Source organism: Planococcus sp. RAB007_Raresut (assembly GCF_057369535.1).
In genome coordinates this window covers 436,098-451,004 of sequence record NZ_JBXYIF010000002.1, presented here as the reverse complement: position 1 = coordinate 451,004, position 14,907 = coordinate 436,098, and the positions used below count along the sequence as shown (strand labels likewise).

Annotated in this window: 14 protein-coding genes; 6 read left to right on the top strand and 8 right to left on the bottom strand. The window is 46.6% G+C overall.

Features of this window, described 5'->3' with window-relative positions; genetic code table 11:
* Positions 1–130: 130 nt before the first annotated feature.
* From AC2Q9J_RS06180 to AC2Q9J_RS06160, 5 genes are all read right to left on the bottom strand, one after another.
* Entirely contained in the window at positions 131–280 is a 150-nt protein-coding gene (locus tag AC2Q9J_RS06180; RefSeq protein ID WP_499038120.1) for a hypothetical protein, read from the bottom strand.
* A 61-nt stretch (positions 281–341) separates the two neighbouring features.
* Positions 342–476, bottom strand: a complete 135-nt coding sequence (locus tag AC2Q9J_RS06175; protein ID WP_499038118.1) for a hypothetical protein — start codon at positions 474–476, stop codon at positions 342–344.
* A gap of 13 nt (positions 477–489) precedes the next feature.
* Positions 490–1,701 (bottom strand): hypothetical protein, encoded by a 1,212-nt coding sequence (locus tag AC2Q9J_RS06170; protein ID WP_499038116.1) that lies wholly within the window; start codon positions 1,699–1,701, stop codon positions 490–492.
* A gap of 11 nt (positions 1,702–1,712) precedes the next feature.
* Positions 1,713–2,201 (bottom strand): RNA polymerase sigma factor, encoded by a 489-nt coding sequence (locus tag AC2Q9J_RS06165; protein WP_499038278.1) that lies wholly within the window; start codon positions 2,199–2,201, stop codon positions 1,713–1,715.
* A 273-nt stretch (positions 2,202–2,474) separates the two neighbouring features.
* Positions 2,475–4,097: a catalase gene (locus AC2Q9J_RS06160; protein ID WP_499038115.1), complete on the bottom strand. Its 1,623-nt coding sequence runs from the start codon at positions 4,095–4,097 to the stop codon at positions 2,475–2,477.
* 165 nt (positions 4,098–4,262) lie between these two features.
* Between AC2Q9J_RS06160 and AC2Q9J_RS06155 the strand changes: the two genes are divergently transcribed.
* Positions 4,263–5,450 carry a CDP-glycerol glycerophosphotransferase family protein gene (locus AC2Q9J_RS06155; RefSeq protein ID WP_499038113.1) on the top strand — a complete coding sequence of 396 codons (1,188 nt, stop codon included), beginning with the start codon at positions 4,263–4,265 and terminating at the stop codon, positions 5,448–5,450.
* A gap of 178 nt (positions 5,451–5,628) precedes the next feature.
* Here AC2Q9J_RS06155 and AC2Q9J_RS06150 read toward each other — a convergent pair whose 3' ends face one another.
* Complete coding sequence (locus AC2Q9J_RS06150) at positions 5,629–6,381, bottom strand: exodeoxyribonuclease III (RefSeq protein WP_499038111.1); 753 nt, start codon at positions 6,379–6,381, stop codon at positions 5,629–5,631.
* Positions 6,382–6,568: 187 nt separating this feature from the next.
* On the opposite strand from AC2Q9J_RS06150, the gene AC2Q9J_RS06145 reads away from it, so the two are divergent.
* Positions 6,569–7,849: an MFS transporter gene (locus tag AC2Q9J_RS06145; RefSeq protein WP_499038109.1), complete on the top strand. Its 1,281-nt coding sequence runs from the start codon at positions 6,569–6,571 to the stop codon at positions 7,847–7,849.
* 316 nt (positions 7,850–8,165) lie between these two features.
* Positions 8,166–9,107 carry a nuclease-related domain-containing protein gene (locus AC2Q9J_RS06140; RefSeq protein WP_499038107.1) on the top strand — a complete coding sequence of 314 codons (942 nt, stop codon included), beginning with the start codon at positions 8,166–8,168 and terminating at the stop codon, positions 9,105–9,107.
* Between the two features lie 205 nt (positions 9,108–9,312).
* Here AC2Q9J_RS06140 and AC2Q9J_RS06135 read toward each other — a convergent pair whose 3' ends face one another.
* Both AC2Q9J_RS06135 and AC2Q9J_RS06130 read right to left on the bottom strand, forming a co-directional pair.
* Complete coding sequence (locus tag AC2Q9J_RS06135) at positions 9,313–10,125, bottom strand: YkuS family protein (protein ID WP_499038276.1); 813 nt, start codon at positions 10,123–10,125, stop codon at positions 9,313–9,315.
* 170 nt (positions 10,126–10,295) lie between these two features.
* Entirely contained in the window at positions 10,296–11,426 is a 1,131-nt protein-coding gene (locus AC2Q9J_RS06130; protein ID WP_499038105.1) for an ABC transporter ATP-binding protein, read from the bottom strand.
* Positions 11,427–11,675: 249 nt separating this feature from the next.
* On the opposite strand from AC2Q9J_RS06130, the gene AC2Q9J_RS06125 reads away from it, so the two are divergent.
* From AC2Q9J_RS06125 to AC2Q9J_RS06115, 3 genes are all read left to right on the top strand, one after another.
* On the top strand, positions 11,676–12,998 hold the full coding sequence (locus tag AC2Q9J_RS06125; protein ID WP_499038103.1) for an ABC transporter substrate-binding protein: 1,323 nt from the start codon (positions 11,676–11,678) through the stop codon (positions 12,996–12,998).
* 15 nt (positions 12,999–13,013) lie between these two features.
* Entirely contained in the window at positions 13,014–13,925 is a 912-nt protein-coding gene (locus AC2Q9J_RS06120) for a carbohydrate ABC transporter permease (protein ID WP_499038101.1), read from the top strand.
* A gap of 114 nt (positions 13,926–14,039) precedes the next feature.
* Positions 14,040–14,852, top strand: a complete 813-nt coding sequence (locus tag AC2Q9J_RS06115; RefSeq protein ID WP_499038274.1) for a carbohydrate ABC transporter permease — start codon at positions 14,040–14,042, stop codon at positions 14,850–14,852.
* Positions 14,853–14,907 lie beyond the last annotated feature (55 nt).

Sequence of the window (14,907 nt, the reverse complement as noted above, 5' to 3'; positions counted from 1 at the left end):
CTGTGCCCGTTAAGCTCTGAAAGGCATAAGACTGACCAGCGAAGTGGCGATTAGCCGTGCAGACTTGAAAAGCAGAAACGCCCATAATAATAAGAAAAGCGCCGCAATCTTCCTTGCGGCGCTTTTCTTATTATTTTCTGAACAAAGTAATCAGAACGATCCAGATGGGATTGCGATCCGGCTTCACGTCTTTCCGGCGGCTTTTCGTACGGCATGCTTCCACTTCCGAGCGAATGTCTTCCATTCTTTGTCTAACTGCCATTTCATCTGTACGAAACATCAGTTTTCCTCCTCATTATCAGGACTCGCAGCGCCGTTCAGAAATTGTGCCGGTTTTCCGGTCACCAGATTCGCCGGCAGCGAAATCCTGTTTTATTTTTTATTGTTTCCTTGGTATTTTCATCACCACATAAATTCTCATACAGTTCGATACACCAGGTTTTCATTGCTGCTGCGACTTCCTCTTCATAGAGCATTCTGGCTCCCCTCCTACAGTGACAATTCTCCGATATTATTGGATTCCTTAGGCTTGCTCTCTTCCTGTTTCTCTTGCTTCAGTGAAATCCTTCCCGTATTTGCCCGGACTTTCCCTTGCAGCGCGCCTTTTATTCCTGCTGAAGCCGCCTGCACCTCTCCGAAAATATCCAGTGTTTCTATCTTAGAGAGTAACGTGTCGGCAGCTACATCTTCATCGATTGCCAGAATGCCGTCGACTATCAGGTTTACCGGCTCCTGCAGAGATTCAAACTGGCTGTTGGACCAGTGCTCTTCTCCTTCAATCAAGATAAAACGATTGCTGTAAGACAGCACTTCCGTTTCCAGCCGCGCCAATTTTTCATAGATCAGATCTTCAATTTCTTCGCTGCAGACGATGAACGATTTCGAGTCGATGCGGTCGATTGAATTTTCAAGCGCCGCTCTCGGAACATCCGCTTCGAAAATAATCGGTTTTTTCGTCAGCAATTTTTCATTGCGGAAGCTCTTGATCGAACGTGAATTAATGCGGAGCACTTTCTTCAAGATCCGGTAACCGGCTGGAATCACTTCGATGACGCCATTTGGAGCAGAATCCATTTTTCGGTGAAGCAGCGCTTCCTGCTCTTCATGGACGGACACCATGCCGTTGACGGCGATTTTCTTGATTTTTGATTCGAATAAAGCCGCGTCAATATCTGTAGGTATAGTCAGCATGCCGTTGACCACCAGATGCACCGGCTCGTCCGCCGCTTCCAGAAAAGCATTGCTCAAGGTGATGCTGCCGTTTTCAAGCCGGGGCGGCGCGCCTTCATAAACTTCTATCATACGGCTGCCCTGTGAAAATTGCTGGTTCACTTGTCCAGCTAATTTAGACGGTGTATAGATTTCACCATTTACAATAATGTCGAGCAGCCCTTTCTTCAACTGGTCCGGTTGAACGTCGTGCGCGATGATCAGCATGCCGTTCAGCACCATCTTCATCGGCTGATCGATTGAATCGAGGTAGTCCTTATTGATTTCAAGCGTACCATTGTAGTAATTGAAGTCGTCCGGCACTTCGACCGTCTTTCCGATATTGCCGACATTCAGCGCCGCCAAAAGATGCGATTGGCCGCTTCTGTACAGCACCAGGCCAACGTTTCCGATCTTTTCATAAGCCTGGACACTTTGTTCTGTTGCATTCAATAAATTCAATACGCCTACATTGCCGACTGTCTGTTTCATCCTTATTCCTCCTAAAGTATGTCTCTCAATTTTTTAATCGCAAAATGCAGCTTGTACCTGACGGTCGCTGCCGGGACTTGAAGCTGGTCACCGATTTCCTTGCTGGTCATACCCAGCCAATAACGCTTGAACACGAGATCAGCCATCTCCGGAGTCAAATGCGACAGCAATTCAGTCATCTCCAGCCGGTTGACCGCCAATGCCTGCTCCGGAAAATCCATTTCTTCTTCCCATTCCGAGATTCTATGGTCTTTCCGCCTGTCATCAATCAGCCGATTCTTCATCACCCGGAAAAACCAAGCCCGCTGCTTATAGTTCGGCAGATTCACCAGCTCTTTTTCCTTGAGCGATTTTTCGAGAGCGTCCTGGATCAGATCATCAGCTTCCTGCTCGTGCCGGGAAATGGAACGGGCGAAACGGATCAGATCAGTTTTCAAGTTTTCGTACATCGTTTCAGTATCCATTCCATTCCCCGCTTTCTCATTTATTGCCTCTCTCATTAAGATAACGGATGAACAAGCGAAAGTGTTTGAAGAAATTTTAGAAAAGCGGAAACGGCCGTTAAGCTCCGACAAGCGTAAGCCACTTTGGCGAAATGGCGTCTTTCCAGCCATACAGCCAAAGTGGCTTACGACTCGAGGAGCTGGCCGTTGGAGTCTGGACAACACTCCGCTCCTTTTAAAGCTTTATCAAACTTTGAACATTTATATTTTTTAAACCTAAAAAAAAATCCGGCAAACCGTCGGAACGGCTTGCCGGACTTTCATCTGTTATTAATATTTTTCAGCCTCGTGCCCTTTTTTAGCTGCACCCTGCGCCAATTTATTTGAAGCAGGCTGCCCCATCAATTTCGGTTCAGAATCTTTCATCTGTTTCATCGCTTCCAGTTTTTCCTCAAGATTCTCACGTACACGGCGGCCATAATCTTCATCCGCCTGTGTGAAGTGCTCAATCATTTCATCCTGGATGCGAGGGTCGCAGACAGAAAGTGCATCCCCAAGGTTATTGATCAGCTCATCGCGTTCCCAGTCTTCGAAGCTGCGGTATGTTTCACCCGCTTGCCCGTAGTTATTGGTACGGTCGATCGGCGCTTTCATAAGTCTGTCGTTGTACATCGGTTCGTGATCCGGTGTATTTTCCTTATCCGCTTCCTTGAAGCCGCCCAGTACGGATGGTTCATAGTTAATGGAAGGATTCGACGGATTTTCATGCGGATTCTTGACATCCATCATGCCGCGCTGCTGGTTCGTCGCTACCCGTTTCTTCGGTGAGTTGACCGGAAGCTTTAGGTAATTTGCGCCCAAACGGTAACGCTGCGTATCTGAATAAGAGAACGTACGGCCCTGCAGCATTTTGTCGTCCGAGAAATCCAGTCCGTCGACAAGGACGCCCGTACCGAATGCCGCCTGCTCAATTTCAGCATGGAAATCAACCGGATTTCGGTTCAATACCATTTTACCGACAGGAAGGAACGGGAATTTATCCTGCGGCCATAATTTTGTATCATCCAGTGGATCGAAGTCGAGTTCCGGATGCTCATCATCGCTCATGATCTGAACGAACAGTTCCCATTCCGGATAGTCCCCTCTTTCGATTGCTTCGTATAGATCCTGTGTTGCGTGACCTACGTTCTGCGCCTGGATTTCACTGGCTTCTTTCTGTGTCAGATTGCGGATACCCTGTTTTGGTTCCCAATGATATTTGACAAGTACCGCTTCCCCTTTGTCATTGACCCATTTATAGGTATTGACGCCGGAACCTTGCATATGGCGGTAGGTTGCCGGTATACCCCAAGGCGAGAACAGGATTGTAATCATATGCGTCGCTTCAGGTGAACGCGCCACGAAATCGAACATCCGCTGTGGATCCGGAATATTCGATGCCGGGTCTGTTTTAAAAGCATGGATCATATCCGGGAATTTCATCGCATCACGGATAAAGAAGATTTTCAGGTTGTTGCCGACCAAATCCCAGTTTCCATCTTCTGTATACATCTTAACCGCAAAACCACGCGGGTCACGGTCAGTTTCCGGGGAGTGGCGCGATCCTGCCACTGTTGAAAAGCGGACCATCAACGGTGTTTGCTTGCCTTTGCCTGAAAATACTTTAGCTCTTGTATATTTTTCCACCGGCTCGTCGCCGACTGTACCATATGTTTCGAAATAACCGAAAGCTCCTGTACCTCTGGCGTGGACAATGCGTTCAGGAATTTCTTCACGGTCGAAGTGGGAAATTTTTTCTATGAAATGATAGTTTTCCAATGTAGCCGGACCACGGTTTCCGACAGTCCGTATATTCTGATTGTCTTTAACTGGATGGCCTTGACGGGTCGTCAGAGTTTCTTCGTTCTCTCCGGTTCCCATTTTCCGATGTTTCTCTTCATTGTTTTCCTTCATAATAGAATCCTCCTTCGCATACTTGTATCACCTTATATTCTTCCCATTATTAAAATTATTAAACCTCACTTTGAATGAAAAATGATTATTTGCCTGCAGATGGACAAAGAGCCGAGGATATGAAAAAATTAGGAATAGAACAACCATATGAAAGCAGGGCTGAACATGAGCATCGAGTTGAAAGAAAGAGGGAGATTTGATCCCCTGAAAGTTTTTTTGAAAGTTACGGCAGCTTATTTACTTTCTTTCTTCCCCACCTTCAAAGGTGATAAGAAAATAGTTTTGGTCGGTGGTAACCTTGGAGAGAAGTACGAGGACAATGCGGCCGTCTTCCATAAATACCTGATCGCAAATCATCAGGATAAAGTCACGGCATACTGGATGTATGATCCGAAAAAATCCTACGCACAAGACAAGCAGCTCGCCAACGCTGTCCCGCTCGGAAGTTTCCGGAACTACCGCCTTTTTTTCAAAGCCGATTATTCATTCCATGGCCATTCGCTGATGTATGACATTGCGCCATCCGTCGATAAATTCCTGTTCCTTAACCGGAAAACGATCATCACCCATGTCAGCCACGGAATCGAAGGATTCAAGAAAATATTGATCCAAAAAGAAGATGTTCCTTTATTGGCGCGGACGGATTACTTTAACTGCGCTTCAGAATATGAAAAAGATCTGAAGCTCAATCAATGGAAGATTCCGGAGAATAAACTGATCGTCACCGGATTTCCGCGTTTCGACCGTTTTCAGACAAATCAACCTGCGCCGCAAGTCCGCAAGATTTTAATGATGATGACTTGGCGTGAATGGCTCTTTGATTTGACTGAAGAGGAATTCGTCGAAAGCGATTATTTCAATAACACGCTTGGACTTGTTAGCCACGAAGGCATACGCCGACTGATTTCCGAAAACGATCTGCATATGCGCGTCGCACTGCATCCGTTCATGCGAAAATTCGAAAAGCACTTTACCGGCCTGGACCATCGGGAGAGCGGCATCGAATTCCAGGATTTCAACCATGCCTCCATTGAAAAAGCCATTGTCGAAAACGACATGCTGCTCACCGATATCACAAGCGTTTCCTGGGATTTCCTTTACCTCAATAAACCCATCATCTTCAACATGTTCGATAAAGAGGAATACCTGGCGCGCCGCGGCACTTATTTGAGCCTTGATAGGGACCTCTATGGCTACAAAGCTGATTCGCTCGAGGAAGTTTATCAATATCTCAAGAAAATTGTCGAAGAAAACATCACGACAAACGAGTGGTATCCGAAAGCACCGCTCTACATCGACTATTTCGACCAGAACAATTGCGAGCGGTTGGCGAAGCATGTAATGGGGATCTAAGAAAAGCGACGGCGCCCGTTAAGCCCCGACAAGCAAGAGATGGACCAAATGTAATTTGGGACATCTCTTTGCGACGAAGCTAGCGCAGCGATGCAGGAGCAGCATTTGTGCCACAGAGCTTGGCCGTTGGAGTCTAGACATAGAAAAGAGCGTCCGGAAAATTCTCCGGACGCTCTTTTCATTTCAATTCAAGTTCAATCGGGCAATGGTCGGATCCTAAAATATCTTTATGGATTTTCGCCTGTTTCATTTCCGGTGCCAAGCGGTCGGAAACGATGAAATAATCGATGCGCCATCCGATGTTCCGTGGCCGGCAATTGGTGCGGTACGACCACCAAGTATAAGCACCGCTCAAATCGGGATTGAAATAGCGGAACGAATCAGTGAAGCCGTTCGCCAGAAATTCGGTCATTTTCCCGCGTTCTTCCGGTGTGAATCCGGAATTTTTCAGATTCGCCTTAGGGTTCTTCAAGTCGATTTCCTGATGTGCCACATTCAAGTCACCGCACAGGATGACCGGCTTCCGGCTGTCGAGTTCCTTCACGTAATCGAGCACCGCTTCTTCCCATTCGAGACGGAAATCGAGACGCAGCAATCCGTGCTGGGAGTTCGGCGTATAGACATTCACCAAGTAAAAGTCCTCAAATTCCAGAGTGATTGCGCGCCCTTCACTTTCGTGGTTCGCATGGTTGATGCCGTACTTCACAGAAAGCGGTTCGTATTTTGAAAAAATCGCCGTCCCCGAATATCCTTTTTTCTCCGCGTAATTCCAGTAAAGATGGTAACCGGGAAGATCCATCTCAATTTGCCCTTCCTGCAATTTAATCTCCTGCAGGCAGAATATATCTGCGTCCACTGCCTCGAAAAACTCCATAAAGCCTTTTTTCACGACAGCCCGCAAACCGTTTACGTTCCACGAAATCATTTTCAATAGCCATTCTCCTCATTTCGCAATCTTTTACAAGTGTAACGGAATCATAGAGGCGGCTCAAATAATGATGTTTTATTAACCTTACGACCGAAATTATGTAAAATTTCAGTAAATATTTTCAAAAGTGATTCTTTTCCCCTGCAGTTCTTGTACAATGAAATTATCATTTACTAAGGGGAATCAGGAGATGAAAAAGTTCACGAAGACAGAGAAAAGCTGGGCGCTGTATGACTGGGGAAGTTCAGCTTATTCAATTATCATCACTACGGCCGTCTTTCCGCTCTATTATAAAGCTGCCGCGACGGACGCGGGGGTCAGTTTATCCGATTCCACCGCCTATCTCGGCTACACGATTGCCATCTTCACATTTATCCTTGCGATGATCGGTCCGATTCTTGGGACAATCGCAGATTATGAAGGAATGAAGAAGAAATTTTTCACCGCTTTCTTCCTGTTGGGTACATTTTCGACCGCGATGCTGGCGTTTGTGCCAAGCGATAACTGGCTGTTGATGCTGGTCTGCTATATCTTCGCAGCACTCGGCGCGACGGGATCCAACCTTTTCTACGATGCTTTTATCGTGGATGTCGCAACGGAAAAACGCATGAACCGTGTGTCTTCATTCGGCTACGGTCTCGGTTACATCGGTTCCACTATTCCATTTATCATCTCAATTGCCATTATTCTTTTAGCGCAAAACGGAGTGCTGCCTTTATCAGTCACCAACGCGAGCCGCGTCGCCTTTTTGATCACAGCTGTCTGGTGGGTCTGCTTCTCGATTCCGATGTTCAAAAACGTCCATCAGCGTTATTTCATCAAACGGGAGCCGAATCCGGTCGGGCAAAGTTTCAAGCGCCTCGGCAAGACATTGAAGGAAATCCGCCAATACCGCGCCATCGTGCTGTTCCTGATCGCTTACTTCTTCTATATTGACGGCGTCGGCACGATCATTGCAATGTCGACTGCATACGGAACGGATCTGGGCCTCACTTCGACCAGTCTGCTGATTGTTCTTTTCGCCACACAAGTCGTCGCTGCGCCGTTCGCGCTACTGTATGGACGGCTCGCTGACCGCTTTACCGGCAAAAAGATGCTGTATGTCGGCATCTGCGTCTACATCGTCGTCTGTATCTACGCCATGTTCATGGAAACGATCGGCGACTTCTGGGTTCTCGCAATGCTGGTCGCTTCCAGCCAGGGCGGCATCCAGGCATTGAGCCGCTCTTACTTCGGCAAGCTCGTGCCGAAAGAGAATTCCAATGAGTTCTTCGGTTTCTATAACGTCTTCGGTAAATTCGCAGCCATTATGGGACCAATCTTAGTAGCTGTCACCGCGCAATTGACCGGCGACTCCCGCTTCGGCGTCTTCAGTCTCGTCATCCTTTTCATCATCGGATTGATTGTCCTGTCGCGCGTGCCGGAACCGGAACCGCACGACTCCGTTGATGAAGTTGCTTTGGATTCTTAAATTTATTATGCACCTGCCCGTTATGGGCGGTGTATTTTTTGTGGCGTAAATTCTATTTTTGGTGCCTATACGGCGATCAAATTTTTATTTTAAATGAAAGGATGGGCACGGATCTGGTTAAGTGCTATGGTCAAAGTAAAAAGCGATATTTCTTTGCGACGAAACAGCGCTGCTATGCAAAATCAGGAGCACTATAGTGGCTTATGACCCGAAGAGCTTGGCTACTCGAATCTGGGCCACAATTCACACATTTAAAACCTTCTGTACTTTTAAAGTTCTATAATTTTTTATTCAAACCAAAAAAAGAGGGATGCCGGTGATTCGGAAAGAGCGCGAGGGATCGCGAACCAAAGAAGAGTTGGAAGTATTGCTGCGGCGTTTGCCGAAACGGCATGCCCATTACGGACAAGCCGAAAAGGATCATTACGCGGAAGTTGCCGGGCAAGCCGGCGAAGAGCGTTTTGACCATTATTACGCGGCGAGCCGGGTGACGTTTCCGCATCTGATGCTGCATAACATCAGATTGAAATCGTTCCGTATATTTCAGATGGATTCAGTGATGATTACCCGGTGGGGCGTAATTGTTTTTGAAGTGAAGAATATGAATGGCCGTATGCTTTTTAACAGCCACCCTGTCCAGATGCTGCAGATGAAAGACGACGGAACTGTCATTGGACGGAAATCGCCACTCGAACAGATGGCTGACAATGAATGGCTGCTGGAAGAGTGGCTGAGAGAGCGGGAGATGTTGTTTCCGGCGCGCTCTGTACTGGTCTTATCCTATTCCAAACAAATTGCTGAAAATGTACCGGCTTCGCAGCCCATCATTTTCTCGCACCAGCTGCCCCGGTTTCTTTACACGCTGCCGGTAGAGAAAGCCATCTTCAGTCTGGATGAAATGAAGGAGCTCGCGGACATGATGATTGCGGCGCTGGTCCATTTCGTTTCGAAGCCACTTTGTGACGATGCAAGATATCCTATCGAGGCGATGCGCCGCGGCGTCTGGTGTGCCGCATGTGACCGGATCGGCATGGTGCGGCGCTATGGAGCTTGGGTGTGCCCAGGCTGCGGCGTTTTGGATAAAAATGCTCACATCCATACGATCCGCGATTGGTTCCTGCTGACCGGCGAGCCCATGACGAACCGGCTGGGGCGGGAGATTTTGTGTGTGGATGATCATCGGCTTGTCAGCAGGCTATTAAACAGTATGGATTTGAAGAAAGAAGGGAAATTTAAAGATGCAAAATATTCACTTTGAGCGAGTTGGGAGTATTTCGGTCGAAGTTGGGAGTATTTGAAGCAAAGTTGGGAGTAAAACGGGGAAAGTTGGGAGTAAATGCACTAAAGTTGGGAGTAAATTTTATTTTCGGACATTCGCCCTGCGAATCCGAGTTTTCGCTGCACTATCTTAAAATAAAAACGAAAAAAAACAGCGCCCCCATCCGGAGGCGCCGGTTTCATCATTACTTCTTATCTTTGCCGGCAGGGTGGATGTTTACATCACCGCTGTCATTTTTTTCGACAGCTGAGCTGCCGAACTCGACGACTTCGATGCCGCCGCTTTCTTTCTTCTCTTCTTTTTCAGCTTTCTTTTCTTCTTTTTCTGCTTGCTTCACAGCTTTTTCATGTTCTTTTTTAGCTTTTTCTTCTTCTTTCGCTTCTTTTTCAACAGCTTTTTGCTGCTTCTTCAATTCTTTTTCTTCTTTCTTTTCTTCGCGCTTCGCTTTCAGCTCATCCGCTTTGCCTTTTGCTTTTTCAGTGACGCCGCTAGTTTTTTCTTTAACCTGGCCAAACTTATCTTTCACTTGATCCATTTTGCCTGGGCCAGAATCGTCTTTCGATTCAGCTTTCGCCTCTTTTTTCTCTTTCATTTCAGCGGCTTTATCTTTCACGGTTTGCTGCATATCCTTGCCGCTCTTCGGTGCCAGCATTAAACCAGCAGCTGCGCCAATCAATGCACCCGTTGCTGCTCCGGCGATAAATCCGCCGCCGCCACCTGACTTATTGTCCGATGTGATTGGAGATGGAGGCATAATTTTACCGCTGCGCACCAGACGTTCTTCGACCTCTTCAACGATTTCGAAAAGCGTGCGGCCTTTCGCTTCCACCAATGGAGCATTCATATGGAAATCAGCAAAATCCTCTTTGTCGCGAACAACGACACAATCATAGCTTGTAGCCTCGGTTTTATCCTCCAGCATTACTGCTTTATACCCCTTTTTCACTAATGCTTGCTGTACGGATGTAAACGGTTCTTCAACTGCGATTTTTACCATCAAGATCACCACTCCTTTTCCAAAAATGTCTATTACTTTATTTTCCCTAAAGAATAAAATCTAAACACGCCCCTACCCTATTGTTTGAAAATTCTTTTAAAAATGGTTGAATTTTTCTCTGAAATGAATAAAAGCCATTCCTGTAAAAGGAATGGCTTGACCGAAAATAATTATACTGTTTCTCCAGCCGCTTGCAGTTCTGCGGCTTTCAAACGTTCTCCTGTTTCAATATCAAAGAAATGGACATGCGACATATCGAAAGCCAGTGTTGCGGTGTGGCCCGCTTCAATTGTTGTGTCCGCATCAACGCGCGCGATGAATTCCTGGTTGGCATATACGGCGTAAAGGATGGTTTCCGCTCCGGTCAATTCAGACACAGTGATTTCAGCTTCGAACTCACTTGCCGGCACACCGCTGAGGTCTTCATTGTTTACATGAATATGTTCCGGACGAATTCCCAGCGCAATCGGCTTGCCGTCGTAACCAAGGTCTTTCAACAGTGCTGCCGTTTCAGGCGGAATCGCCACTGTTTTATCGTCGACGAGAAAGTTCCCGTTAGAGATTGTTCCTTCGAAGAAGTTCATGGCCGGGGATCCGATAAATCCGCCTACGAAGCGATTGGCCGGAAAATCGTAAACTTCTTTCGGCGTGCCCACCTGTTGAATGACGCCGTCTTTCATAATGACAATCCGAGTCGCCATTGTCATCGCTTCTGTCTGGTCGTGGGTTACATAAATTGTCGTCGTTTTTAGGCGCTGGTGCAATTTAGCGATTTCCGCGCGCATCTGCACACGCAATTTGGCATCCAGGTTTGATAAAGGCTCATCCATTAAGAATACTTTTGCATCCCGTACAATCGCGCGGCCGAGAGCGACACGCTGACGCTGGCCGCCTGATAATGCTTTCGGTTTCCGGTTTAGATAATCTTCAAGGCCAAGAATCTTGGCTGCCTCTTCAACACGGCGTTTGATTTCAGGCTTCTTAAACTTTCTTAATTTTAGTCCAAAAGCCATGTTTTCATAGACGGTCATATGGGGATATAAAGCATAGTTCTGAAAAACCATCGCAATATCCCGTTCTTTTGGTTCAACATCATTCATACGTTTGCCATCAATGAAGAATTCGCCTTCCGTAATTTCTTCCAATCCCGCAATCATCCGCAATGTCGTTGACTTACCGCAGCCGGATGGCCCGACAAATACGATGAACTCTTCGTCTTTTATATGAAGATTAAAATCGGTCACAGCTAAAGCGCCTTTATCATATCTTTTACCCAGATTATTGATTTTTATCTCAGCCATTTACGACTCCCCTTAACTCATTTTATTTTAATTATAGAGAGTTATTTGTAAATTACAAATCTGGGTTGGAATTGGAAGGAGAAGTGCTGTATACTTCTATTCAATAAGTAAATTGAATTTTTAGTTAATTTATTATATTTACTGACAGCGACACGGAATTTTTCAAAAAGGAACAAACATACCTATAACTTCGGAAGTCGAAGTTTTTTAGGAATTTATTTTTTATTAAATAAAAGGAGTGTTGAGCTGATGAAAAAATTGCGTATGCCCTTATTGGTACTGACAAGCACCACGTTAATGCTAAGTGCCTGTGCCGGTTTCCAGACAAATAACAGCAGCGAAGGAGAAACAAATGAAGACGGCAAAACAGTCGTCGACTTCTGGTCATTCTGGGGGTCGGAACTTAGACGGCCAGTGATAGATAAGATTGTGGCAGACTTCAACGCTTCCCAGGATGAAATCGAAGTGAAGCATACTTACAGCCCGTGGGGGGATATCTGGACTAAAGAGCTTGCGGCAATTGCTGCAGGAAATCCGCCGGATGTCGTCATCAATGATATTAACGCTACCGCAATCCGCGGACAGGAAAATCAGGCGATGAATCTTTCGGAATTCATGGATGACGATTTCTCGGATAAATTCTATCCGGAACTTTGGAATGCCACTCTTTACGAAGGGGATTCCTTTGGCATTCCGTTCAACACCGACACTCGGGTTCTCTTCTACAATAAAGATGCTTTTGAAGAAGTCGGCCTCGATCCTGAAGATCCACCGGCAACTTGGGAAGAGCTTGAAGAATACGCTGCTAAGCTCGATGTGAAAAACGGCGACGATTATGACCGACTCGGTTTTTATCCATTATGGGGCGTCGGTTATGATGTATGGCTGCTTAACGCAAATGGCGAAAACTATTTCGGCGAAGATAATAACGTCGATAATGTAAACATCAATACGGAAACAAATGTGGAAGTGCTTAATTGGCTCAATTCCTGGAGAGATCGGATTGGCGAAGATGTCGTCAATTCGTACCAGGCACAAATTGACAGCCAGCAAGGGAATCCATTCTTCAGCGGTGACCTGGCGATGCTCGTACAGCAGCCAACTTTCTATACACAAATCAGCGAGTATGCCGAAGATCTGAACTTCGGTGTCGCGCCACTGCCTGAGTACGAGCCTGGAAGCGGCCACACCAGCTGGGGCGGCGGGTTTGTCGCTGAAATACCGGAAGGATCAAGTGATCCTGAAGCGGCATGGGCATTCATAGAATATCTGACTGGCGCTGAAGCACAGGAATATTGGGCAGTTGAAAACTTTGATAATGTAGCCAATATTGAAGCCGCGGAAGCTGCAGCAGAATCCGGCGAACTGTCTGAAGAAGGACAGATGGTCTATCAGATGGCCGTCGAAAGTATGGAAAATACTTTGCTGACCCCTGCCCCCGTCGAAGCGCCAGGATTTTATAATTACATCAATCCGCATGTAGATGAATTCTTCCTTGGTTCGATGACCGCTGAAGAAGCGCTTGCACAGGCACAAGCGGATGTTGAAGATCTTATCCAGAAAAACCAGTAAACGGGGGGAAGTCCTTTGGGAAAAAAGAGATTGACCATCAGGCGTAAGGAAAGTATCTACGGCTATATTTTCATCATGCCGTTCATTGTCGGCTTCTTCGCTTTCACCGCTGGGCCATTATTGTTCTCTTTAGCCGGAAGTTTTACAGATTATAATATTACATCGAGAATGGATTTTGTCGGAGTGGAAAACTATCAATCGCTCATCGTTGATGATGGTCTTTTCAGGACTTCCCTTTGGAACACAATTTATTATGTCGCTTTTTCAGTTCCTTTGACGACACTGGGCGCCATCTTCATTTCAGCGTTATTAAACCAGGATGTGCCGGGCATCCGTGTTTTTCGGACATTGTATTATCTGCCTGCCGTGCTTTCGGGCGTTGGCGTCTATCTTCTATGGATGCAATTGCTTGAACCGGGAACGGGGATGGTGAACCTGCTCCTTGGCTGGGTCGGCATCGACGGACCCAATTGGCTCTACGATCCCGATTGGACCAAACCTTCACTTATCTTAATGAAACTTTGGAGTGTCGGCGGTTCTATGCTTCTTTACCTGGCGAGCATGCAGGGAGTATCCAAATCCCTTTACGAAGCGGCGGAAATTGACGGTGCCAGCCGGTGGCGCCAATTTGTTCATATCACCATCCCGATGATTACGCCTGTTATCTTCTTTGATGTCGTAACAAGCCTCATCGGCGGTTTCCAGATTTTCCAGGAAGCGTATATCATGTCGGGCAACGGTGAAGGCGGACCGGCCAATTCACTGCTTTTCTATAACCTCTATATGTGGAATCAGGCATTCGAAAACTTTGATATGGGATACGCCATGGCCATGTCGTGGATTCTATTCGTCATCGTTTTTGTCCTGACCCTCATCAATCTGAAACTCGCTCCCCGCTGGGTGCATTATGAAGGGGAGGAGAAATAAATGGCTAAAACAGATGACCGGACAGATTATGTAACTGACGCGGAAAAAGCTGAAAGCAAATCTGCTATAAATACGAAGCCGCGTTACTGGGAACATCGCGGCAACCGCAATAATATGTGGCGTTTGTTTAATTTCGTTCTACTCGCAGCCGGCAGCTTGTTGATCTTGTCACCGCTCTGGTGGATGTTTGCGACTTCGCTTAAAACAATGGCGGAAGTCATGTCTTATCCCCCTTCCTTCTTTCCAGAATCATGGGAATGGGCCAATTACATCAGAGCATGGCAGGCTGCGCCATTCACCACCTATACAATTAACACAATCACCATCACGACTTTTGTTGTAATCGGCAGTGTGCTTGCCAATTCCTTCATCGCTTATGGATTTGCGAAGATTCCTTTCCGCGGCAAAGGGGTCTGGTTCGCCATTGTGTTGTCGACGATGATGATTCCGGGATTTGTAACGCTTATTCCACAATACGTGCTGTTTGCAAATTTGGGCTGGGTCAATACGTACTATCCGCTGATTGTTCCGCATTTCTTCGGAAGCGCTTTTTATATTTTCCTGCTGCGGCAATTTTATATGACGATACCTACCGAATTGATTGAAGCCGCGAAAATCGAAGGCGCAAGCCATTTCTATATCTGGTGGAAGATCGGCCTTCCGTTGACGAAGCCGGCGCTTGCCACTGTAGCAATTTTTTCATTCAACGGCGCATGGAACGATTTTCTCGGTCCCCTGCTCTACTTGAATGATGAGAATCTTTATACGCTGCAACTTGGGCTTGCCGTATTCAAAGGGCAGCTCAGTACACAATGGAATTACCTGATGGCCGGATCGCTGCTTGTGCTCCTGCCCGTCATCCTGCTGTTCTTCTTCTTTCAGAAATACTTTATCCAGGGAATTAACTTGTCGTCTGGTGGGAAGTAACGAAAAGCGGTTCTTATTTTGCCTATCAAATAAAAACAGCCCCCGAAAAAATTCG